14 protein-coding genes are annotated in these 25273 nt (G+C 34.2%); all 14 read left to right on the forward strand.

The genetic code is table 11. The annotated features are described in order from the left end of the window. The first annotated feature begins 8 nt into the window (after window positions 1–8). Window positions 9–1343: a hypothetical protein gene (locus KF816_03285; protein ID MBX3007031.1), complete on the forward strand. Its 1335-nt coding sequence runs from the start codon at window positions 9–11 to the stop codon at window positions 1341–1343. 164 nt (window positions 1344–1507) lie between these two features. Continuing rightward, entirely contained in the window at window positions 1508–2359 is an 852-nt protein-coding gene (locus KF816_03290; GenBank protein ID MBX3007032.1) for an endonuclease/exonuclease/phosphatase family protein, read from the forward strand. Between the two features lie 10 nt (window positions 2360–2369). Beyond that, entirely contained in the window at window positions 2370–3773 is a 1404-nt protein-coding gene (locus KF816_03295; GenBank protein ID MBX3007033.1) for a Gfo/Idh/MocA family oxidoreductase, read from the forward strand. A gap of 307 nt (window positions 3774–4080) precedes the next feature. Next, window positions 4081–7185 (forward strand): fibronectin type III domain-containing protein, encoded by a 3105-nt coding sequence (locus tag KF816_03300; protein ID MBX3007034.1) that lies wholly within the window; start codon window positions 4081–4083, stop codon window positions 7183–7185. Window positions 7186–7344: 159 nt separating this feature from the next. After that, window positions 7345–11514: a response regulator gene (locus tag KF816_03305; protein MBX3007035.1), complete on the forward strand. Its 4170-nt coding sequence runs from the start codon at window positions 7345–7347 to the stop codon at window positions 11512–11514. A gap of 11 nt (window positions 11515–11525) precedes the next feature. Continuing rightward, window positions 11526–13538, forward strand: a complete 2013-nt coding sequence (locus KF816_03310; GenBank protein MBX3007036.1) for a glycosyl hydrolase family 2 — start codon at window positions 11526–11528, stop codon at window positions 13536–13538. A 225-nt stretch (window positions 13539–13763) separates the two neighbouring features. Further along, window positions 13764–15017: a sugar MFS transporter gene (locus KF816_03315; protein MBX3007037.1), complete on the forward strand. Its 1254-nt coding sequence runs from the start codon at window positions 13764–13766 to the stop codon at window positions 15015–15017. 49 nt (window positions 15018–15066) lie between these two features. After that, window positions 15067–17862, forward strand: a complete 2796-nt coding sequence (locus KF816_03320; protein ID MBX3007038.1) for a hypothetical protein — start codon at window positions 15067–15069, stop codon at window positions 17860–17862. Window positions 17863–18322: 460 nt separating this feature from the next. Then, window positions 18323–19561, forward strand: coding sequence for a hypothetical protein (locus tag KF816_03325; GenBank protein ID MBX3007039.1), 1239 nt, complete (start codon window positions 18323–18325; stop codon window positions 19559–19561). Then, a complete protein-coding gene (locus tag KF816_03330) occupies window positions 19558–22323 on the forward strand; it encodes a hypothetical protein (protein ID MBX3007040.1) in 2766 nt (921 codons plus the stop codon). The genes KF816_03325 and KF816_03330 overlap by 4 nt, the downstream gene beginning before the upstream one ends. A gap of 27 nt (window positions 22324–22350) precedes the next feature. Beyond that, on the forward strand, window positions 22351–24345 hold the full coding sequence (locus tag KF816_03335) for an acetylxylan esterase (GenBank protein ID MBX3007041.1): 1995 nt from the start codon (window positions 22351–22353) through the stop codon (window positions 24343–24345). A 44-nt stretch (window positions 24346–24389) separates the two neighbouring features. Then, window positions 24390–24698 (forward strand): hypothetical protein, encoded by a 309-nt coding sequence (locus tag KF816_03340; GenBank protein MBX3007042.1) that lies wholly within the window; start codon window positions 24390–24392, stop codon window positions 24696–24698. Then, on the forward strand, window positions 24638–24979 hold the full coding sequence (locus tag KF816_03345; GenBank protein ID MBX3007043.1) for an FAD:protein FMN transferase: 342 nt from the start codon (window positions 24638–24640) through the stop codon (window positions 24977–24979). Before KF816_03340 ends, KF816_03345 begins: the two co-directional genes overlap by 61 nt. A gap of 2 nt (window positions 24980–24981) precedes the next feature. Beyond that, the gene (locus tag KF816_03350; protein ID MBX3007044.1) at window positions 24982–25272 is read left to right on the forward strand and encodes an FAD:protein FMN transferase; all 291 of its coding nucleotides are present in this window, start codon (window positions 24982–24984) and stop codon (window positions 25270–25272) included. The last annotated feature ends 1 nt before the right edge of the window (window position 25273 follow it).

Below are 25273 nucleotides of genomic sequence, written 5' to 3' on the forward strand. Positions count from 1 at the left end.
ATGTAGAAATGAGAAATCATCGGTTCTATTTTTTATTATTAATGGTGACTGTAGTTGTAAGCATTACATTTTTTTCATTGAACAATGATTATAGTATTAAGAAAAATGGGAATTGGGCACCTAATACAAAAATTCAAATCGATGCACTAATAAAATCTAAATCGGGTAATCCGAATGCCTATGTTGTTTTCGATTGGGATAACACTTCGATATTTGGTGACGTTCAAGAAAATCTTTTTGTATATCAGCTTAATAATCTGCTTTTCAAATTAACACCTGAAGAATTCAAGTATGCTTTTGTACATTATGCCGATAATAGCGCGATTGAAAATCAATTAATTCCGGAAAAAGATTTTTCTCCCCCCTATTTAAACAATGAAAAAATGCCCTTAAATATTAATTTGTTAGCCGAAGATTGTATAGAGGATTACACCTTTATTTATAATAACTACCGGGCAATAAATCCCGAATCCATCGGAGATCTAACTCTTGACCAAATAAAGAAAACTCATCAGTACAAAAATTTTGTGGCAAAAATGTATTTTACATATTTAGCCTTATATGAATCGTATCCATCCAACACGGCTTACACATGGGTGATTTATGTTACTGCAACAGGATTCACTTCTGAAGAATTAAAAAATTTTGTTGAAAAATCTATTGATTGGGGAATTAATCAGAAGATAACTCGACTCTATTTTGATTCAGATCAGTCATTTATTGGCAGAGCAGGAATTATCAATAATTCAGAAATTGGAAATTATTTCAGTCAAGGAATTAGAACAATTGAAGAGGTAGCTTCATTATTTAATCATCTGGAAAAAAATAATATATCGGTTTATATATCTACTGCGTCGCATCAAGACGTTGTTGAAGTATTCGCAGAAAACTCAAAATACGGGTACAATCTGCCCAAAAATCATGTTATTGGGATGCGATTAAGAAAAGACACATCCGGCAAATTTATACCTTATTACGATTATTCTGACGGTTATGCTGTTAATGGCAAAGAAGGAAAAACAATTAATATTAATAACTTACTAGTTCAAAAATATGGTTCAAATCCGGTTATGATTGCCGGGGACAGCGATGGTGATTATAACATGATAACCGAATTTTCCGGTTTAGATGGAATAAGGATGATCAACAACTTACCTAAAGTCGAATTAGTACTGATAATTAACAGAATGAAATTTGGAGTTATTGGAAAAATTTGTTCTATCGGTTTTGAACAATTATCTGTTAAAAAATCGCATTCGCCAAAGGTTGTTTTACAGGGGCGAGATGAAAATAGTGGCAAATGGATCCCATCAGAAAAAACGATTAAATATACGAGTAACTAGTAAGTGAAGAGGGAACTCATGGTTGGGTAAGATAAATTAATAGAATAATTGATTTGCTTCCCAATTTTACAGACAAACAAATATTTTATACTCAGAAACAAGGTTCGTTACTCTTATCTCGTTATTTTAGCTTAACTTATTTCCCTAATAATTATATAGAAATTATGTTTAAGTATTACAGATTCATAACTATCATAGTCCTATTCTTTGGCGGTTTGGCTTTTGGTCAAACAATCAGTGTAATGACCTATAATCTTCGTTATGATAACCCAAATGACGGTGAAAATAGATGGGATAATCGTAAAGAGTTTATTCTAAGCCAAATTAATTATTATGATCCCGATATAATTGGAACACAAGAGGGATTGAAGCATCAACTTGAATGGCTGGATGAAAATTTGGCAGATTTTCAATATGAGGGAGTTGGAAGAGATATTGGAAGATCTACCGGTCCGGGAGAGCATTCGGCAATTTTCTATAATAAAAATAAATTTAGATTATTAAAGACAAATACTTTCTGGCTTTCGGAAATGCCATGGAAGCCATCAAAAGGATGGGATGCTTCGCTCAATAGGGTATGTACTTCAATTTTGTTTGAGAATGTTTTAACAAAACAGAATTTTTGGGTATTCAATCTTCACCTCGATCACAAAGGAATAATAGCGCGTGAAAAATCGGTTGATTTAGTTATTGATATGATATCAAAATTTAATACGGATAATTATCCCTCAATTTTGATGGGAGATTTTAATCTAACTCCTCAACAATCACCAATTCAAAAGTTAACCAGTGTTTTTAATGATACAAGAGCAATTAGCATTTCAAAACCATTTGGTCCTTACGAAACATATTGTGGCTGGGACATTTGCGTTCCCCCTTCAAATAGAATTGACTACATTTTTACAAGCAAGAATAACATTATCGTGAATAAATATGCTGTTTTGATTGATATATTTAATCAGCGCTATCCGTCAGATCATCTTCCAGTTTTAGTAAATATTTCTCTGAAAAATTAAGGAAAGTTAAATGGACTCAAATAGAAGAGAGTTTATCAAAAAAATAGGATTAAGCAGCGCAGCTGTTGCTGTAGGATCAGCAGTTCTTAATTCTATTAAAGCTAGCCCCAAAACAGGTTCACAAATATACTCCACAAATGCGATGCATTACGATAGAATAATTGGAGCAAACGACCGTGTATCAGTTGGTGTTATTGGGTTCTCGGACCGTTTTAAAGATACACTGAGTAATGCATTTTTTGCAAATGCCAAAGAGTTGAATATGGAATTTTCAGCTCTCTCGGATATATGGAATGAACGTAGAGAAAATGGAGTAAATTTTTTGAATAGAAATCAAGCAGGCAAAGTAACAGGCTATAGGAATAATGAAGAACTATATGAAAAATCTAAAGTTGATGCCGTAATAATTAGCACCGCAGATTTTCAGCACGCATATCATGCAACTGAGGCAGTTAGAGCAGGCAGAGATGCTTATGTTGAAAAACCATTAGCTGAATCGATGGAAGACAATAAGATGGCATTGAATGCTGTTAGAGAGACAAAAAAAATTGTCCAAATCGGATCGCAAAGAAGAAGTGGACCAAATTATAAGACTGCTGAAAAATTTATTAAATCTGGTAAATTCGGGGCAATTAAATTTGCTGAGATGTCGTGGAATGTGAATCAACCTGACCGCTGGCGGCGCCCGGATTTAGTTGCAAAATTAAAAGAGAGTGATGTTGATTGGAAACGTTATCTAATCAATAGAGAAAAGGTAAATTTTGATCCGCGGCTTTATCTAGAATATAGATTGTTCTGGCCCTATTCTTCTGGCATTCCGGGGCAGTGGATGTGTCATCAAATTGATACGGTACATTGGTTTACTGGATTTAACTTTCCATTAAGCGTAATAGCCGGTGGAGGAATTTACATGTGGAACGATGGCAGAAAAAATGCTGATACCCTAACAGCAATTTTAGAATATGGCCCTCAAAATGACCTTGATCCCACAAAAAGATTTCAGGTTAATTACACTTCCCGTTTTTCAAACTCTGCGGGGGGAACAAAGGAAATCTATTATTCTAACGGCGGAGAATTGAACTTAGACACAAATAAGGTTACTCCAAATGGGGGATTGTTAAAAAATCATGCTGAAAGGTATCCTCAATTTGGGTTGAAAGAAAATTTACTTCCAGAATTTACATTAGCCGATGATTCCGTAAAAACTATTACAGACGCCAATCAAGGATCTGATGCCATGACTACGGCTCACATGAGAAATTGGATGGAATGTATTAGAAGCCGTAAAGAACCCAACGCTCCAATTGAAGCAGGTTACAATCACTCTGTTGCAAGTCTGATGGTTACAGAGTCACTCTTAAGAGGAAGAAAAGTGGTTTTTGACCCTATCAACCAGGAAATTAAAAATGCTTGAAATTATTAGATGGTGCTGATTTAAGCATTATTGAGACCCGGTTTTCTCCTATTCCGGGTCTCTTTTAATTTGGCAGCCTAACGCTAATATCACAAACTCCAACCGATCAGTAAAAATTCTAAAATACATTACTGCAGAAACTCCCCATAAGTGCACCCAACATTTCAGCTCCCATTTTTCAGCTAAACTATTGTACCTAAAAATTGAATAGGGGGACAATTATTACACATTAATTTTTTTTAGAATTAATATGTCGGAGAATAGATTTAATGAGTATCTAAAACTAATAGCCCAATAAGAGGAATAAATGAAAAACCCAAAACGTAAATCCCGATTATCCATCTTCGCTATCGTTTTTATTGGTTTTTTTAATTTAAATGCCAGCTTTGCCTTTAATTCCGAAGAGGATGAAGGATATAAAAAAAGTGGAATTGAAAAAGTTTTAACTTATTCTATTAATGACTATGGGATTAATATTGTTGGTGCAACAAATAGTAATGTTGATACAATTTACGCTAACATTTCATTCCCTTTTACAGATGTTCTTCGCTTTCAGCTTACCCACAGAACAAATAAAATTGAATATGGAAAAAGTGAAAAATTTAAGGTTGAAGAGACTTCGACGCTTATAAAATTTTTTACGCCAAGCGTAAATTTATTGATCGATAAAAACAGTTATCGTATTTCAATTCAGCGAAAGGAAGAACTACTTTTTTCGCAAGAAGTCTTCCTTTTACAAAATTCCCACAATAATAAATTCAGTATTGTTACAGAGATGGGAAAGGAGGAACATTTTTACGGGTTCGGTGAAAAGTTTAATGGTCTAGATCAGAGAGGTAAAAATGTGGTGATGGAATTGGATGATGCATATATGTCCGAAAATCATCTGACATATAAATCGATTCCATTCTTTATCTCTTCAAAAAAATATGGGGTGCTTGTTAATTCTACAAAACGTGTTGTTTTTAATATGGGTAATTTAAAACAAACGGAATATGATTTCGAAAATCCAGCTCCTGTAATTGATTATTATATTTTTAGCAATGAAGATCCGTTAGAAATAATGAGGCAGTATACAAGTATTTCCGGAAGATCTCCATTAGTTCCTAAATGGTCGCTCGAACCATGGTTATCGCGTAGGAGAATCACAGGCTGGAATTCTCCCAAGAATGCTGAAGCTGATATTGATATGATTATTAAGCATGGTTTTAGATTGGGCGTAATATTATGGGAAGGTATTAGGGTTATGTTTGAAGAGCCTCGACAAACAGATATGTTAAAACTTTCCGATAAGTGGCATCGTTTGGGTCTGAAGCAAGTTTCATGGGATTATTCTGGACATATCCATAAAGATACCCACCTTATTCAACCTGTTAAAAAAGATTACTTCCTTCAATTTAAAGATGGAGAATTTTGTTTAGGACATAGAACTGGAGCAAATGTTTATATCAATCCAACTAATAAGGAAGCGATGGATTGGTGGGTAAAAAATTTGTACGAAATTAGATTCTTGAACAAAAATGGTTTAGCTAGCCCAAACGCTTGGAACCTTGATGGTGTAAAAATTGATTTCTGCGAACTTTTCCCGAAGCATGCTGACAGCTTATTGAATGTTGATAATTCTATTGGGATGCATAATTTTCAATCTGTGTCATTCTCTGAGCAAATTTATAATTGGCTTCAAACTGTAAAACCTGATGGTGGAATAACCTGGGTTAGAGGAGGAGGGCTTGGGCTTCAAAAGGTAGGTTTTGCTTGGGGAGGTGATAGAGGACGAACATTTGACCAGCTCAGAGGAACTGTAGTTGCATCGCTGGGGGTTTCCGTTTGTGGAGTTTCTTTAATTGGTCATGATTTGGGAGGTTACCGTGGAGGTAATTCATTAATAGAAAGAAAAGTATTTATTCGCGGGGTTCAATATGCCGCATTCAGTCCATCTTTTCATGATCATGGCAGTGCACCGGGACCTTGGGAACAGAATGAATATGGAATTGATAATTATCGTTTCTATTCAAGAGTACGGTATAACATTCTCCCCTATTTATATAATTACGTCAAAGTTTCGCATGATATAGGGATACCATTAATGCGCACATTATTCATGCATCATCCGAACGACAAAAAAACTTATAGCATCGATGATGAATATTATTTGGGAGAAGATCTTTTAGTTGCACCAATTTTAACCGAGGCAAATGAAAGAAGTATCTATTTGCCGGAAGGAAAGTGGATCAGTTTTTGGGACCAATCAAAGTTTGAGGGTAATAACAATATAAACTACAAAACTGAATTAAATCGAATCCCGGTTTTTGCTAAAGCGGGGACAATATTACCCTTAGAATTAAATGACGAAATGGAGATAGGAGGAATTTTTCCTCATGATCAGAAAAATAGTTTACTGCTTTCCTTTAGAATGTTTGATGGGGAGAGAGCGAAATTATCCTTGTTTCATAATTCGAATGATATTGAAATATCAAAAAGTAAAAAGGGCAGTAGAATAATTGCAGAAGTAAAAAATATAACTCAAAAATTTGGTCTTTTGTTTGATGGAATTATGCCAATCAAGGTATCTGTAAATGGTCAAGAATCAGCTAACCTAAACGATGAAAAATTTAGTGAAGCATCTGACGGTTGGATCTTCAATAAAAAATTTAATCAGCTGCTGATCAAAGTAAATCACAAGACCGGTGAAAATAATTATAAAATTGAGATTGATGAATTTGTTATTCATGAATTCGATAAGAGTAATTCATCTTTAAATAAATTAAACAAACCCATAATTCAAAATAGTGATGCATGGGAGAATGCGGTCGATATATCATTTTCATCTGATAGAAATGCTGAACATTATTTAGTGAAGTACTGGAAAGAGAATACTCCTCAAAACTTCATCTCGGTAAAAGTTGCACAGTCCCCAATTACAATTCGGAATCTTAAAAATGGTGAAAAATATTGTTTCACGGTTATAGCTGTTAATGATAATTTAAAATCGGACGAATCAGAAATTTCAACTGCAATACCTGAAAAGAAGAATTCATTTTTTAAACCTAAGAATGGGGATCTATTTTTAAATGCAGAAAGATATTTAAGAAAAATATCCGCTAGTGACTCGTCAGTAAATTATACTTATGGTTTATCAATTCCCGAAAAAAATAATTATTCGGTTTGGTTAAAGGTTCAGAAAGGGCATTCCCACTTTTTATATTATAGATGGTATAAAATAGGTGAAGTTGAATTTAGCGAAGGAATAAATTATTTCACACTTCATGCACGTACTGAAGATATACAACCCGGAATTTTTTATTTCTCAAATGATAAAGAGGCAAGTCCAAGTTTGAAAGAAGAGCAATTTGGTGATTATGATGAGATGAATTTCAACATTCAAAATGAAAAAACTTTATACTATAGGTAGCGCAATTGTATTAACAAATTAGCACTTTTTTGATAAACCCAATAAATATTTACTATTTTGAACGGGTAAAATCTTATTAATAAATAGGGTTTAAGTTCATTAATCAAATTGGAAACACATAGTAATTGTAAATATTAATTTTCTCAAACAGGTCAATCATTGAAAGTCATTCTAAAATTTAAAAATTGCTTAGGTAATTCAACACACTTTTCAAGTGAGTATGGGTTATCTAATAAACTATTCGCTACATTATTTATTTTATTTTTAGTTGCGTTTATTCAGCCAAAATTATTTGCCGATGCAATCAATAATTACACTCCAAAGTATTCAAATCCATTTACCGAGCCTTGGCGCTGGCAAGGATTTCCTGAATTAATTGGGAAAGGGTGCCGTGTTATGGTTGAGGATCCAAATGGTCATTTGTGGTTTGGAATTAATGGAGGCGTGCTCAAATATGATGGAATGAATTGGAAGCATTACCCTATCTCAGAGGATTCGGCGGAAATACCGGTTGTATCATTATGTATTGTGAGCGATGGCTCGCTTTACGCCGGTTCTTCAAAAGGTGTGAGTGTTTTAAAAAATGGAAAGTTTAATGATTTAAAGTTAGATCTGAATTTTGGTGATCAATTGGAGCACCCTTATAATAAGGTGCCAATAATAGAAGCGTCTGATAAAAGTATTTGGATTGGGAGCCATCAAGGCGCTATACGGGTTAAGGACAATAAAATTTCTCTCTATAGAGAGAATGGAATTTATTCTGCTCCGGCAAAATTTGGGGAGTTAAAGAATCAACCTCAGTTTGATGTATATAGTATATTCGAAGATAGGGGAGGCAAATTATGGTTTGGCATGCGAGACGGCCGAATCTATCAATTTATACATAATAAAAAAAATAGTTTGGAAAAACCGGTTTGGTATAGAGTAGATATGGAGAAAGGTTATCTAACCACAAAATTTCCTCTAATAAAAATTACTAGTAAGGGAATTGTATATATAGTAAGCGGACAAAATGATGGTGGCATTAATATTCGAAATGGACAAAGATGGTCTTTGTTCAAAGCAAAACAACAATTTGGAATTGATGACCTTTATTCTGATGTGGTTGAACTTCAAGATGGGTCTGTATGCGTTTCTGGTGTTGGAAGACTTTTAGTTTACAATTCCGGTAATTGGAAAATGTATGAAAGTACTAATCTTCCATTTGCATCAAATCGAATTATACTTTATGAGACGAGCGATCAAAACTTGTTTATAATCGGCTTAGGTAATGAAGTATGGAGAATTGAATTATCCAATAAAAGATGGGCGACTTTAAAAGGAATTAGTTTTCAAGCAGAGGATAATGCTGGGAATAAATGGTTTATTACAGTTGATGGTTCTATTGTTAAGAGCGATTCAAAAATGAAGCGATGGGTAAATTACAGTAAATATGATGGGGTAATAGATGTACCTGTTGCATTATTTGTTTCTAATAATGGCTTAATTTGGGTAGCCGGTAGTGATAAACAGAATGCGGCTACTGCTTGTTTTGACGGTCAAAAATGGGTTAAGCAAATTCATCCAAAACTTGGATGGGGAATTGACCGCCGTGCTGTTTTTGAAGCATCGGACGGTTCATTGTGGTTTGGTTCTGCCTCAGATATTTCAACAGCAAAAGGGCAAAGAGGAGGTCTTGTTAGATATTACAATATCGATAATCCCGAAAAAATCAATTTTGAATATCATTATTCAGATGAGAATTTTAAGCTAACAGGGATTTATGGTATTGGTGAAACAGCTGATGGTACAATTTGGGTAGGGCAGTTAGGGTTTTATAAATTAGAAAAGAAAAACCAAAAATGGAGCCGAATTCTTACACCAGCAGGATTAAATGCAAGTTTTATTGATTGTATCGGTACATCTCCAACCGGAGATATTTGGGTTGGTACCAGGACTAATGGAGTATATTTCCTAAATCACTTGACAGGTCAGTGGAATCATTATACTGTTGATGATGGATTATCGAGTAATACGATTATTAATATTTTTGTGGAGTCGAACGATAATGTTTGGGTTGCTACGAACCGTGATATTTCTCATTTCGATGGACTTAACTGGACCAAAAATTCATTTCATAGTTTTTTAAAACCAAAAATGGATGGGATTTCAGTAAAATCTACCAAGGATGGAGGTTTGTGGGTTGATCAGAATCTTCCATCATGGTACAGAAAAGGATTATATACTGATACTTTTTTAGGCGATACTGAAGATAATTTTATGACAACACTTTATTATACCGATAAAGATCCACCCCAAACTATAATAACTTTTTCTCAAGCAAAAATTGCTCAACCTGGTAACGTTATTTTATCATGGACTGCAAATGATCCCTGGAAATTAACACCGGTTGAACAAATTCAATATTCTTACAGAATAGATAATGGCGAATGGTCGAGCTATACTTATAAAACCAGTGATATATTCTTGTCTCTATCGGCAGGAGAACATACATTTGAAGTAAAAGCCAGAGATAAAGATTTTAATGTGGATCCAACGCCTGCTAAAATTACTTTTTATGTTACACCTCCCACATGGGCTCAGCCATGGTTTATTTTGTTGATATTCAGTTTTCTCGCAATCATAACATTTTTTATAATTCATCTTTACAGACGAAATCAAATTATCCAAAGAATGTCTGAAACTAAAGTTCGTCTTTTTGCTAACATTTCACATGAATTACGAACTCCATTAACTTTAATAATGGGTCCACTTATTAAAGTACTGGAATCACCAAATTTGAGCAATGAACTTAAAAAGCCATTAAATCTGGTGAATAGAAATTGCCACCGGCTGCTGAGGTTGATCAATCAAGTGTTGGATTTTAGGAAAATGGAAGCGGGGCAATTAAAGTTTGAACCGAAACGTGGAGATATTATAGAATTTTTGAGAGAAGAAGTTGCAGTATTCAATGAACTTGCTGAATCCAAAAAAATTGACTTAAAAATAATTACTGAGATTGAAAGACTCGAAATTTGGTTTGACCCCGATAAGCTAGAGAAAATAATTTTTAATTTATTATCCAATGCCATGAAGTTTACACCTCATCATGGTTCGGTATCAGTTTTAATTAATAAAATCGACACGAGCAAGTCATGCTCATTCGATACTGGAGTAGGCAGGATCATTAAATTCAGCGAATGGCTCGAAATATTAATTAAGGATAACGGAATTGGAATTTCGAGAAGAAATTTGGAGAAAATATTCGACCGGTTTTATCAGGTACAAGATCATCATAAAACTGCTGTAGGCGGTACAGGCATTGGATTGTCGGTGACCAAAGAAATGGTAAAAATTCATGGGGGTAAAATTAGAGTAGATAGCTCGGAGGGAATTGGAACTTCATTCATAATTAATCTCCCTATTATTTACGAAGAAATTTTTGAGAAAGCAGTTGAACAGGATTTTGTGGATAAATCTGAATTCATAAAACTCAAATTCCCCGAAAATGATTTTACCGAAATAAATGAGAATTCGGATACTGAATTGCAAAACAAGGAGGGAAAAAGCAAAATACTTATAGTTGAAGATCATGCCGACATGAGAGAATACCTGAGGGAAGAACTCGAAGATAAATATGAAATTTTGGATGCTGTAAATGGTGAAGATGGATTGAAAAAAGCTTTAACCTTTGGGCCTGATTTAATATTGAGTGATATTATGATGCCTCAGATGGATGGAATTGAGTTTTGTAAAAAAATTAAAACCGATGAGAGAACCAGCCACATTGCAATAATTTTACTTACAGCCCGTTCCTCTCAAGAACATAAAATTGAAGGTTTTGAAACAGGTGCGGACGATTATATTGTAAAACCGTTTCATTCAAAAGAACTTCAGATCAAGATTCATAATATTATTGAGACACGAAAAAGGCTGCGTGAAAAGTTTAGCAAATTATTGCAGATTGAACCAAGCAGTATTGAGATTACTTCCGTTGATCAGAAATTTCTGAAAAGGGCAATCGACTTAATCGAGAAGCATATTGATGATACAGAATTTAGTGTGGAGGTGTTCAGTAAAGAGATTGGGATGAGCCGCGTTAGCTTGTACAATAAGTTGAAATCGCTAACTAATTATTCGGTGCAAGAATTTATTTTTGCCATACGTTTAAAAAGAGCCGCTCAATTACTTCGTGAATCAGGTATGAGTGTTACAGAGATTGCCTATAATGTAGGATTTAAAGATCCATCACACTTTAGCAAATTATTCAAGAAACAATTTGGTGTTTCACCAAAATCTTATGTAGGTGGTAATACTGAGCAAAGTAAATCGGCTAATCAACAATTATGAATTCCACCGGCATGATAGTGAAAAAATTGTTCTATTTATTCGCTTTCGCTTTCTCCTTGATAAATGCACAAAATAAACTGCAACTTCCCGCTATCATTGGCAGCAATATGGTGCTTCAGCAAAAATCGAGTGCACCCATTTGGGGCAAAGGTGAGCCCGGTTCAGAAATTGAAATTAAGTGCAGTTGGAGTTATACTACAAATACGGTTACCACGAAAGATTCTACTTGGAAAACTGAATTATTAACTCCTTCCGCTGGAGGACCATATAAAATTGAAATTATCAGCAAGAATAATAAAATAGTATTAACCAATATTTTAATTGGTGAAGTGTGGCTCTGCTCAGGGCAATCAAATATGGAAATGCCGCTGGAAGGCTTATCGGCTAAAGATTCGGTCTTAAATTCTAAATATGAAATCTTGAACGCTAATAATCCAAATATCCGTTTATTTACTGTCACAAAAATTGCTTCACTAACTCCTAAATCTGATTGTATCGGAGAATGGAATGAATGTAATTCGGAAAATGTAAAGAATTTTAGCGCAGTTGCCTATTTATTCGGGAAAAAATTGTTTGAAGAATTAAATGTTCCAATAGGACTTATTCATTCAAGCTGGGGTGGCACCGCTGCCGAAGTGTGGATTGAAAAAAAGTCATTGTTACAATTCAAAGAGTTTGACGATGTATTGCAGAACATTGAAGCAACAGTCGCTACTCGGAATCAATTGTTTGATTGGTTAAAGCAGTTCCCTTCAATTGAAGTTAAAAATTATAATCGTAATGATTTATGGAACAAAATAGATTTTAATGATGCTCATTTAAGTTTACCAGATATAGATGATTCATATTGGAGAAAAATGGTGCTCCCAATAAACTGGGAGAAGACAGATTTTAGAGAGTATAACGGTTTTGTTTGGTTTAGAAAAAAAATTGAATTACCCAAAAATTGGGTCGGAAAGGATTTAACAATTGAACTTGGGGCGATTGACGACTATGACGTTTCTTATGTTAATGGTAAAAAAATTGGTGAAGTAAATTCACTCCGAAGCTGGAAGAATAATCGTGTTTATACAATTTCAAAAGATATTAATGATTCTGATATCCTAACAATTGCAGTTCGTGTTCATGATTCAGGTGGTGTTGGTGGTGGAATTTATGGTGGTGGATTTAGAATGAGATTAATTCTCAATAATTCTGAAGAGGAAATACCTATTGATGGAGAATGGAAATATCTACCAACCGCAGAATTGTCTGAAATGAAGTATTATATTTTTCTAAATAATATTGAAGAGTTGATTAACAGACCCACAATTACTTTTCCTCTTTCTCAAAGGACTCCAACAGCTCTGTTTAATGGAATGATTGCACCAATTATTCCATATGGAATAAAGGGAGTGATTTGGTATCAAGGGGAATCTAACACACCAAATCCATATTTGTACGAAATGCTATTTCCTTCACTAATTAATAACTGGCGAGAAAACTGGGGATATGAATTCCCGTTTTATTTTGTTCAGATTGCCCCTTATAAGCATGGTGGGGAGTTGGGATCTCAATACTTGAGAGATGCCCAACGAAAAACATTGAATATGAAAAATACTGGAATGGCTGTAACTCTGGATATCGGTGATTCGTTGAATGTTCACCCGGCTAACAAAACTGGTGTCGCTGATAGACTAGCTCTGTGGGCGCTTGCTAATCAATATGGAAGAAATATTGTCTACTCAGGTCCACTTTACAAATCTTTTCAAAAGAACTTTAATAAAATTGAAATTTCATTTGACCATGTCGGCTGTGGGATAGTACTAAGAGAAAATGTAATAGGGAATCAATTCCTAATTTCAGGGGAAGATAAAATATTTAAACCGGCTCAAGTTCTAATTGAAGGAGACAAGCTGATTGTTTGGTCCGATGAAATACCAACTCCAGAAGCGGTAAGATACGCCTGGGAAAATATTGTAATACCAACACTTTTTAATTTTGAGGGGCTCCCCGCTTCTTCATTTAGAACGGACAGTTGGTAGAAATTGATAGTGGCAAACTATCAATTAATTATTAAAACATGTTGAGAATGCAAGAATTATTTGAACCAATAAGATCTTTAGAAAACCACCAATTTAGCTTTTTTGAGAAATATTAATCGTTTTTACCCACAAACCTAAGAATTAAACCCCTAAACCAGCATTGACAATCACTCAATTCTATTTTTATTACTGTAATCTAATTATTAACTATTCAAGATAATTGTTATGAATTTAACACCAAATGCGAATTCAGAAATCAAGACCTCGCAAATTAAAAATTATAAAACTGCTTTTTTATTGATGACCTCCCTCTTCTTTATCTGGGGAGCAATTGTTTCCCTTAATGATATTTTAATTCCTCATCTTAAAAGTCTTTTTAATATGAATTATACCGAAACAATGCTCATCCAATTTTGTTATTTCGGGGCCTATTTTACTATGGCAATTCCGGCAAGTATGGTGATTGGGAAAATTGGTTACAAGAATGGTATTGTTCTAGGATTAGCGATAGTTGGAATAGGCTGTCTTATCTTTTTACCCGCGGCATATGCAATATCATACGGATTGTTCCTTTTCGGACTCTTTATTATGGCTACGGGTAATGTTTTTTTACAAGTAGTTGGCAATCCCTATGTCTCAATATTGGGTGCGCCGGAAACAGCGTCGAGTCGCTTAAATTTTGCCCAGGGAATTAATTCACTCGCCACAACAATTGCTCCACTGATGGGTGCTTATGTAATTTTAGGAGAGTTTGAAAATTCCGCAGATCATGCTGCTTCTGTTCAGGGCCCTTATGTTGGATTAGCAATCTTTTCAATATTAATTGCGGTTGTGTTCGCATTCATAAAACTCCCTTCAATAGCCGGTAACAATAATTCGGTAAAAAAAACAGAGATGAGTGTTTTAAAATACCGACAAGTAAGATTAGGTGTAATCGCGTTGGCCCTATATGTAGGTGCTGAGGTTTCAATTGGAAGTTTTATAGTAAGTTTTTTAGGAGAACCTAATATAGCGGGATTGCCAGAACAAACAGCTGCTAAATATATTCCATTGTATTGGGGTGGTTTAATGGTAGGCCGGTTTATTGGTGCTGCCATACTACAAAAATTTAGCGCTCAAAAAGTGCTGGTATTGGCGTCTATTGCCGCATTTATATTTATCGCTATTACAATTTTAACAGAGGGACCCATTTCTATGTGGGCAATGTTACTTACCGGTTTGTTTAATTCAATTATGTGGTCGAACATTTTTGCTCTGTCAATTAATGGGCTTGGTGATCTTACAATAAAAGCTTCAGGTGTTCTTGTGATGGCTCCGGTTGGAGGCGCAATTCTTCCTTTGCTGCAAGGGGTTTTAGCGGACATACCAGCAATTGGCTTGCATTATTCCTTTGTGCTGCCTCTTCTGTGCTACCTATTTATTTTTTATTACGGACTTAGCGGATATAAACCAGCGAAAGGCGAAACCGTGAATTTATGATGCTAATTAAAAACATGATTTTTCAGTAATAAGCGGGAGAAAGCTTATAATGTTTTTTACCAAGAAAGTTTTAATGATAGCGATGCTGATGTTATTTATTGGGCAATCTAGAATTCATGCTCAAGTAAAAATTGACTCAAAATCATTGCATAAATTAAATGGAACTCATGACCTCAGTCTTCCCGACTGGGGCCCATATACAAAAAGATATATTGGAATTTCCCACATCCCCGATAAAAATATGGGAATTAGATTTGACCTCAGTATCTTCCCGGGTTTCTATAGAAGAAAAGTTGCGGTACCAAATGTATTATTCGAAAATGAATACCATCCCTGGCAAGCTTCACCAAATCTAGAATATTTTAGTTTTCGGCATGAGTTGGAATGGAAAGATCAGGTGTATACAGATATTTCTTATTCAAAAATAAATGATAAAGCACGCTTAATAAGAATTGATTGTGTGAATAATACAATTCAAAATCAAAATATTGCTCTTCACTTCATGGCGTTCTTTAATTTTCCCCCTATTAAAGAATACAGTATTTCTACACCAATTTACCCGGGAATAATTAGCTTGCCTAAAGATGCCATATGGATTGATGCTTTAGATTACCAGAATCTTAATTTTAGCAAGCAAAGACCACAAGATGATCTCGTATATGATGGAAAAATGAGAGGAGAAGTAAGGAGTGATGGATTTGTTAACGGATCAGGTATAGGAGATGGTTTTGGTATTGATAAGGGGGATAACGTTAGCTACAGAATTAAGTTAGATAAATCATATTCCGATGCATCACTTCTGATTCGATATAAAATTAAAAAAAATAATGAGCTCGGGATAAAATTATCTGGTATTGTAAATAGCGAAATAAAACTAAAGGGGATTAACGATTTTGACAGTGAAATTATAAAGATTGGACAATTAAAAAAAGGAGATTACGAGCTTAACATAATTTCTGACGGAGGCTCAGAAGTTGAGTTTGACGGATTTGCAATTTCAGAATCCAACTTAATAAACAGTATTACTATTAAGAGAAAAGAATGGAATCCCGCTCCAACAATAACCGAGGGACCAGTCGCAAATTCTATACTATTAAAATATGATGACATTGATATTTATTATGGACTTTTGTGGGATTATGATATGTTTGAAATACGTCAATGGTTCAACCAGGACCTAAGTTCGTATTTTAAACAAATGGTTAATGAACATGTTAGAATGATTTTTAATGGTGAAGGAGATGGACATTTTACAAATGTTTTTCTCAAACCAATAGACATCAAACCAAATTCCACCAAAACATTATATAGCGTAATATGCAGTGGTACTAAATCGGAAGTTGAAAAATATCTCTCTGAAATGAATAGTAGTAAAAATAAATTTGAATCAATTTATGAAACGGCTAAAAATCATGTGGTTGATTTAAAACCAAATCCCGATGGCGAAAAATATAAATTTAGTATCGAAAAAATGAATGCGACTCTAGCATGCAATGTTGTGTATCCGGTTTACACTCAAAGGGAATATATTCGCCACAGCGCGCCGGGTAGATGGTGGGATTGTCTTTATACGTGGGATTCGGGATTTATTGGATTAGGGTTATTGAAAACAGATATATGGAGAGCAGTTGAAAATTTAAATGCATATGTGCAAGAGCCGGGGGCTCAGTCGGCATTTATTCATCACGGATCTCCTGTTCCTGTTCAGCATTATCTATTTTTTGAATTATGGAATGAAACTCAGTCAAATGAATTACTCGAATATTTTTACCCGCGCCTAAAACAATTTCATGAATTTTTAGCGGGTCGGCTTGGCAGTTCAACAACAAGAGTATTAAAATCTAATCTTCTCAAAACATGGGATTACTTTTATAATTCAGGAGGGTGGGACGATTATCCTCCACAAAAGTATACCCATTTAAATTCACTGCAATCAAATGTTGCACCAGTAATTAATACCTCACAAGCAATTAGAACAGCTAAAATTTTGAAGATGGCCGCAACCCATCTTGGTAAAGTAAATGATGTAAAAGAGTATGACAATGATATTAGAATGTTTAGTGATGCAATTCAAAAATATTCTTGGGATGAAGAATCGGGCTATTTTGGATACGTAGTTCACGATAAGAGCGGGCAGCCAACAAATATTTTAAAATACAAAGACAATGTTAATTTTAATATGGGATTGGATGGTGCGTACCCACTTGTTGCCGGTATTACAACAGAAGTTCAAAAAGAAAGGATATTAAATTCATTGAAGTCCAAAGATAAAATATGGTCGGATATTGGTTTATCGGCAGTAGATCAATCAGCTCCTTACTACCGAGTTGATGGATACTGGAACGGAACTGTGTGGATGCCGCATCAATGGTTTTTCTGGAAAACTATGCTCGATTATGGAGAATCTGAGTTTGCATTTAAGATAGCAAAGACCGCACTTGATCTTTGGAAGAATGAAGTTGAAGCATCTTATAATTGCATGGAACATTTTTTAATCAAAACTGGAAGAGGTGCAGGATGGCATGAATTCGGAGGATTATCCGCCCCAGTAATTAATTGGTTCTCAGCCTACTATCGCCCCGGTAATTTTAATGCGGGGTTTAACGTTTGGATTGAAAACAAAAGATTTAATGAGAACAATAGTGGACTTTCAATTGACTTGACCTTCTTTGACAATACAAATAACACTACATCAGTGGTTGCATGTATGAATTCCGATTTTGAATATGTTGTAAAGTGGAATGAAAAAGTCATTAATTATAAATCGGTTGCGCAAGGAACTTTGAGTATTGATATTCCAATAAAGAATGTTACAAAAGGAAAACTTGAGATACAGAAAAAGTAGTACTTAATTAAAACCGAATCATTATATCGTAATTTCATTATATCTTCTAAAATAAAGCTGCTTTTGTAAGAAATTCTACTAATTATTCTTATTATTCATTGAGGGTAATAGATATTTTCTAATGGTTAACTTAAAACATTATTTCTTTTATTTGGAATTATAATTTCTTCGCTGGTGATTACTCGTTCATTTGCACACAATTATCGAACAACAATTACTGTAGATAATAAAACAAAATGTATTGTAAATCTTATCATGAACCAAACATCTTATGTAGTATCTAGATTCACATATAAATCTTTAGTTCTGGAAAAATACGATATGGATGAACTGGTTCTTTGCTTATACGAATGATACATGAAATAAATGACAATGGCATTTGCATAAATTAATTCGGTGTGGTTATTATTTTTTGTGTTCATTAAAGTTAAGTTCATTATGTATTACAGAAGAGGCTTAAATGAGAAAAAAAACATTATATCTTTTCGTTTTAATATTTACAATTGCATCAACTGCACAAGAATTACCCAAATGGGAAAAGGGATTTCTTGATATTCATTTTATCAGCACCGGAAAAGGTAACGTCGCTTTTTATTTAATGCCAGACGGTACAAGTCTTCTGATTGATATGGGTGAATTATCATCCACCGATGATGAAAGAAGAGCTCCCGCTATTCCTAATAATAGTAAATCTCCATCAGAATGGGTCGCCGATTACATATATCAATTTCATCCTGATGGACAAAAAGCTTTCCTTGATTATGCGCTTATTACACATTATCATGATGACCACATGGGTAGACCCAGTAGTTCGTCAAACACGCATGTTGATGGAAATTACAAATTATTTGGTATTACAGAATTAGGTTCTATTATCCCAATAAAAAAACTGATTGACCGAGGATATGATTATCCTGTAAATTTTCGTGAACCAAAATCGGAAACGAATATTGGGGAAATGAAGGGTTTGCAACAATTTAATGAATATTGGAAGTTTATAGAGTATCAAAAAGATAAGAATAAATTGCAATATGAAAAATTTAGAGTAGGTTCTTTAAGTCAATTCAATCTAAAAAATGATCGAACAAATTTTAAAAAGTTTACTATTAAAAATCTTTTTGCAAACGGTGACATAGCAAGCGTGTATGACACAACTGTTGCGATGCGTAAATTTAAGGAAGGAGAATACCCAGGTGAAAATAATCTATCATGCGGAATAAAAATAAAATACGGTAAGTTTGATTTTTACACTGGAGGCGATATAAATGGTATTGGTCATACAGGTAATGCCGATTTCTTTAGTATGGAAGCTCAGGCCGCGCCTGTAATCGGTATGGTTGACATAGCTACACTTAACCATCACGGAAACCGGGATTCACAAAACGAATATTTTGTTCGTACAATACAACCGCGTGTATGGATTGGACAAAGCTGGACTGCGCGTCATCCGGGAGAAGAAGTATTGAGAAGAATTATGAGTACTTTCGTATATCCCGGTGATCGTGATTTATTTACTAATTTTATGTTACCGGCAACAAAATCCTATTTTGGTGGAATGGTTGATGATAATTACAAGGCTACTTCGGGCCATATCGTGATTCGGGTTTATTCAAATGGTGATAAATATGATATTATTATTCTTGATGATAAAACTGAAAAAAGAAATGTTATTGTGACTTATAATTATGAATCGAGATGACAAAAAAACATTTAATTACTCTAGGTCTTATAATTTTCATCGTTTCTTTTTCCATTGCCGATATTAATGCCCACAGAAATGTTTCGTCCCAATTTGGCAACAAGCCTTGGACTTACTGGTGGTGGTTAGGAAGCGCGGTTGATTCTGCAAATATTACCTATAGTTTGGAAAACTTTAAAAAAGCTGGGATTGGGGGTGTTCATATAATTCCCATTTACGGTGTAAAAGGATTCGAAGAAAAATTTATCAATTTTCTTTCACCGCAGTGGATGGAAATGTTATCACATACCGCTAATGAATGTGAAAGAATTGGAATTGGCTTGGATATGACTATTGGCACCGGATGGCCATTTGGTGGAGCCCAAGTTTCTTCACAGCATTCATCATCACAATTAATCGATCTATCATTTAATGTTAGTAATGGTGAATTGTATATCGATCTTTTCAATGAAGCTAGTACTAAATATGGAAAGAAAGGGGAATTTTCCTTAATTGCGGTTAATTCTTTTATGAACGGAAAGGTCGTTGATCTTAAAAATTATGTGAGTAGAGAAGGAATCCTTAATTGGAAATCAGACAATGATAAATGCAAAATAATAGCATTAATTTCTGTATCATCGATACAACAAGTTAAAAGAGCTGCGCCGGGGGCGAAGGGAAATGTAGTAGATCCATTCTCGGTTGATGCTCTCAATAATTACCTATCATATTTTGATGAAGCTTTTACACATTATAATGGGAAAATGGTTAGATCCTTCTATCATGATTCGTACGAATATTATGGGGCGGATTGGACCAATAATTTTCTACAAGAATTTAAAAATAGAAGAGGATATAACTTCATCGAAGTTCTCCCCGAATTTTTAGGTTATGCTGAAGAAGAAATAGTATCGAGAGTAAAAACCGATTATCGGCATACTTTCTCTGAACTACACGAAAACTTTATTAGTGAAGCTTCAAAATGGTCTAATGCAAAAGGTGCAATGTTTAGAAATCAAGCTCACGGTTCACCTACAAATCTTTTAGATACATATTCCGCCGCTGATATTCCCGAATGTGAAATATTTGGCGCTCCAAAATTAACTATCCCAGGATTAACGCATGACCCAAAATTTTCACGTGAAGAGTTTGTTGATCCATTAATTCTTAAATTTTCCTCATCGGCAGCCAATGTATCAGGAAAAAATCTTATCTCATCGGAGACCGGTACTTGGATTGCCGAGCACTTTCGAGAAAAACTTTCTCATATAAAACCAGAAATAGATCTTCTTTTTTATTCTGGAGTAAATCACATTTTTTTTCACGGCATTCCATACTCACCCAAAAATATAGATTGGCCTGGTTGGAAATTTTACGCTACAACAGATTATGGTCCTTTTAATTCGTTGTGGAATGATCTTCCATCATTAACAAAATATATAGAAAGATGTCAGTCAATTCTTCGCGCCGGTCAACCCGATAATGATATACTTTTATATTTTCCTATTTGGGATTTGTGGCATTCTCCGATTGGTAAATTAATCCATTTGCAAATTCACGAGCCCGAAGATTGGTTGTATAAAACCAGTTTTTATGATATTGCAAAAATACTCTTTGAAAAAGGTTTCTCATTTGATTACATCTCGGACAAGCAAATTGAAGGCTTAAAGATTAAGGATGATCTGATTTATTCTAACAGTAACTCATATAAAACGATTATTATCCCTCCTTGCAGATTTATGCCTTTGGAAACAATGGAAAAACTAGATGAATTTATTAACGCAGGTGGGTCAGTAATTTTTCTAGATGGAATTCCGGAAGAGATTCCCGGCTTATTTGAATATCGGAAGCGCACAATACAGTTATTAAAAGTGAAGGAAAGAATTCTAGAAAACATTAATGTAAAAAAAATAAGTATTGTAGAGAAAAAAGACTTATCTGCCCGGCTGAATATTTATGGCGTCAATAGAGAACATCTTTCTGATTACAGCATTAATTATATACGAAGAAAGAATGGAAGCACTAAATATTACTTTATAGTGAATCAGCAATCAATGCCAATCAATGATTGGATAAATTTCAATCATATTTCTAAAAATACATTGATTACTGATCCTTTAACCGGTAATTCCGGAATTGCAAAAACAAAAATTAATAATGACAGTACTATTTCTGTTTATCTTCAATTAGAACCGGGGAAATCATTAATTCTAAAAATGAGTGATGATACCTCTCAATATCCAAATTGGAATTATTTACAAACCTCAAAAGAATACTTCAATATAACTGGTCATTGGAATGTTGAGTTTATAAAAGGGGGACCCGTTTTACTGAATAGCATGATCATAAATAAGCTTGAGTCGTGGACAAATTTTGATGACCCAGAACTTAAAAGATTTGCCGGAACAGCCAGATACAAAATAAAGTTTGATAACCCGGATTCGAGTATTAAGAATTGGATATTAGATTTAGGTAAAGTGTGTGAGAGCGCGAGAATAAAAATTAATAATATTGATGTAGGGATTCTGTGGTCTTTTCCAATGAGCATTCCTTTAAATAATATTTTAAAGAAAGGTGAGAACGAGCTAATAATTGAAGTCACAAATCTTTCTGCAAATAGAATTAAGGATTTGGATACCAGAGGGGTAAATTGGAAAAAGTTTTACGATATAAATTTTGTAAACATTCATTACAAAAAATTTGATGCCTCTGATTGGGATTTAGTAGATTCCGGATTACTTGGACCGATAAGATTAATCCCCACCGAAATAATCAAATTTTAACTAGTAATATAATTTCCGGAGCTAAGAATGAACATTAAGATTTGCTTAATGGCGGTTGTATTTTTGGTAGTAACTATAACTGCCCAAAATAATGCTGATTATAATGTTTATAATTATAAATCTGATACACTTCAGTATTCATATCTTCTCAAGCGACTTTCACAACAATTCGATTCAAGAAGAGAATTATTTGATAAAAGCTTAAGTAGCGAAAAATCCTTTCATGAAAGAATTCAGAAGTTGCGAGATTGGTATAAAAATACAGTAGGGATATTACCGAGAAAGACAGACCTAAATATTAAAACAACAAAGAAGAAAGATTATAAAAACTATTCGGTAGAGTGGATTGCATTTGAAAGCCAACCAAATCATCATGTAACCGGATTATTTTATCTCCCGAAGAATGGTACCCCTCCATATCCGGCAGTATATATTCCTAGCGGACATTCATATTTAGGGAAGGGAAGTGATGCTTATCAGCGGGCAGCACGATTGTTTGCAATGAACGGATTTGCAGTTTTGCAGGCCGATCCTTTTAGTCAAGGCGAACGATTGCAATACCTGGATAAAGATGGAAAACCAATTACAGCCGAAAGAATGTTGATGCATGAAATTCTTGGGCAGCATTTAATGTTAACCGGTTCTAATACATTAATTCATGAACTATGGGATAATATACGCGCACTTGATTTTCTTGAACAGCATCCACAAGTAGATAAAAATAAATTGGCTGTTGCAGGTAATTCCGGTGGAGGAACACAAGCTCTATATTTAAGCGGATACGATAGTAGAATTAAAACAGCTGTAATATCATGCTATCTCTCAACTTCGGAAAATAAATTAAATACAATTGGTTCTCAGGATGGATGCCAGCAGCTATGGGGTGAAGGAAAGATAGGTATTGAAGAACAAGACTTTTTATTGCTCTCTGCTCCAATTCCTATTGCAATATTATCGGCCACTGAAGATTTTTTTGATAAAGAGGGGGCAAAAATTGCTTTTGATGAATTAAAGAGAGCTTTCACAACACTTGGCATTCCGGGGAGAGTAGAACACGTGTTTGCAGATGGAAAACATGGTTGGCAAAAACCATTGCGTGAGGAAGCAGTAAGATGGTGTAAAAAGTGGCTGCTGAATGATGACTCACCTGTATTTGAACCTGAGGATATTGGATTCTTTGAAGATGTAAATGATTTATTTGTAACACCCACCGGTCAAGTTTTAACAAGTTTCGAAGATGAGAAATCAGTCTCCGAAATTATCCGTGAGAGATTAGTTAAATGTGATTATAACAGAAATAAGTTTTTATCGAACAGTACTAAAAATGAAGTAATATCAAAAGTAAAGGAATTAATAGGGTTTAACGAATTTGAAGCTGAACCTAAATCTATTTTCGTTGATAATATTAAAGTAAATAATTATAGAGCGAAAAAGTATTTAATTGAACGAGATAAGAATCTGAGATTTTCAATCCCGGCAATTTTAGTTATGCCGGATAATGAAAATTATCATACAATAACAATCTTTGTGAGTGAAGAGGGTAAGTTGGATAATAAATTGGATCCATATGTTATCGCTGAACTTCAGAATGGAAATGCTGTGCTTTTGCTGGATATTTCAAATACGGGAGAATTGAAGGATGAACGAAAACCACATTACGATAACAAAGAATTTTGGATTGCTAAACTGCCGCTGTATGAAGGTAAAACATTATTAGGCTATAGAGTTGAAGATATATTGACGGCAAAAAGGTTCATTGAATTGTATTTTAACAATAAGAGCATCAATGTAAATTTGAGTTCGTTTGGATTGACCGGACCAGCCGCGCTGCATGCAGCAGCTATTGATGGAAGTTTTAGCTCGGTTAAGATTTCTGACTCGATAAAGAGTTGGCAAAATGTCGCTTCCTTAGATTATTCATCTAATCAGATTGGGAATATAGTCCCGGGAGTATTAAATTTTTATGATCTTCCAGATTTAATTAAGTTTGCACCGGTTACCAAATTTGATATTGTTGAATAAGAATTGAGTATTATCTATCAGTAATATAAGGTTATGATTCTAAAATGAAAGTATATCATAATTCGTTTTATGCAAAGGGAAGCAGGTTGAATTTAGTTTTTCCTTACGATGATGATGAAATTTGTGAGCGCTTATTTAACTCGATCAAAATAGAAGTTTATAGAACTGTATTAAAGCTCAGCTATTTTAACCAAAGTAGTGACATTTCTAAAATAAATAATAGGAAGAATGATAGTCTTAAGGTTGATTTAGAATTATTTAAAATATTTAAACAGCCCTTCATTAACATGAAATTACTTCCGGAGCATTCGATATCAAAACGCGCCCGATTTTTGAAAATATTGAAGCTATAAAGCACAATACTGTATATTCGCAAGTAAATAATATGGAGTTAAATGAAGAGTTAAGCACAATTGTGTTTTCAAGTGAAAATGTAAAAGCTGATTTCGGCTGTTTTGGAAAAGGGTATGCACTTGAAAAGATTAATAATATTTTGGGAATCTCTCCTATAAAAAACGCATTTGTTAGTTTTGAGGAAAGTTCGATTACCGTAAAGGGAAAGCATCCTTTAGGCACCAATTGGCAAATTGCCATTAAAGATTTTTTAATCATCAAAAACCAGTACACTAAATAAATTTGTTTAATAATTCGATCTCCACATCCAGCAATTATTATGTGGATGATACTGGAGTATTAATAAAAAAATATCAATGTTATATTCCATTTACATGCCAGACGGTTAGTGAAATGGCGTTAGTAAGCGTTATTTCTAATTCACCGTTTCAGGCAGAAATACTCTCAACCGATTTCCTTGTTTTGAGCATCAATGAAATAGCTAAAGCTGTGAAAAAGATTAAACATAATGAAGTTGTGAAAATCGAATATCACGAAAAAATACCCATTCACACTGTATTTAATAGGATTTAAA

The sequence above is a fragment of the Melioribacteraceae bacterium genome, from assembly GCA_019638015.1.
Lineage (GTDB): Bacteria > Bacteroidota > Ignavibacteria > Ignavibacteriales > Melioribacteraceae > JAHBUP01.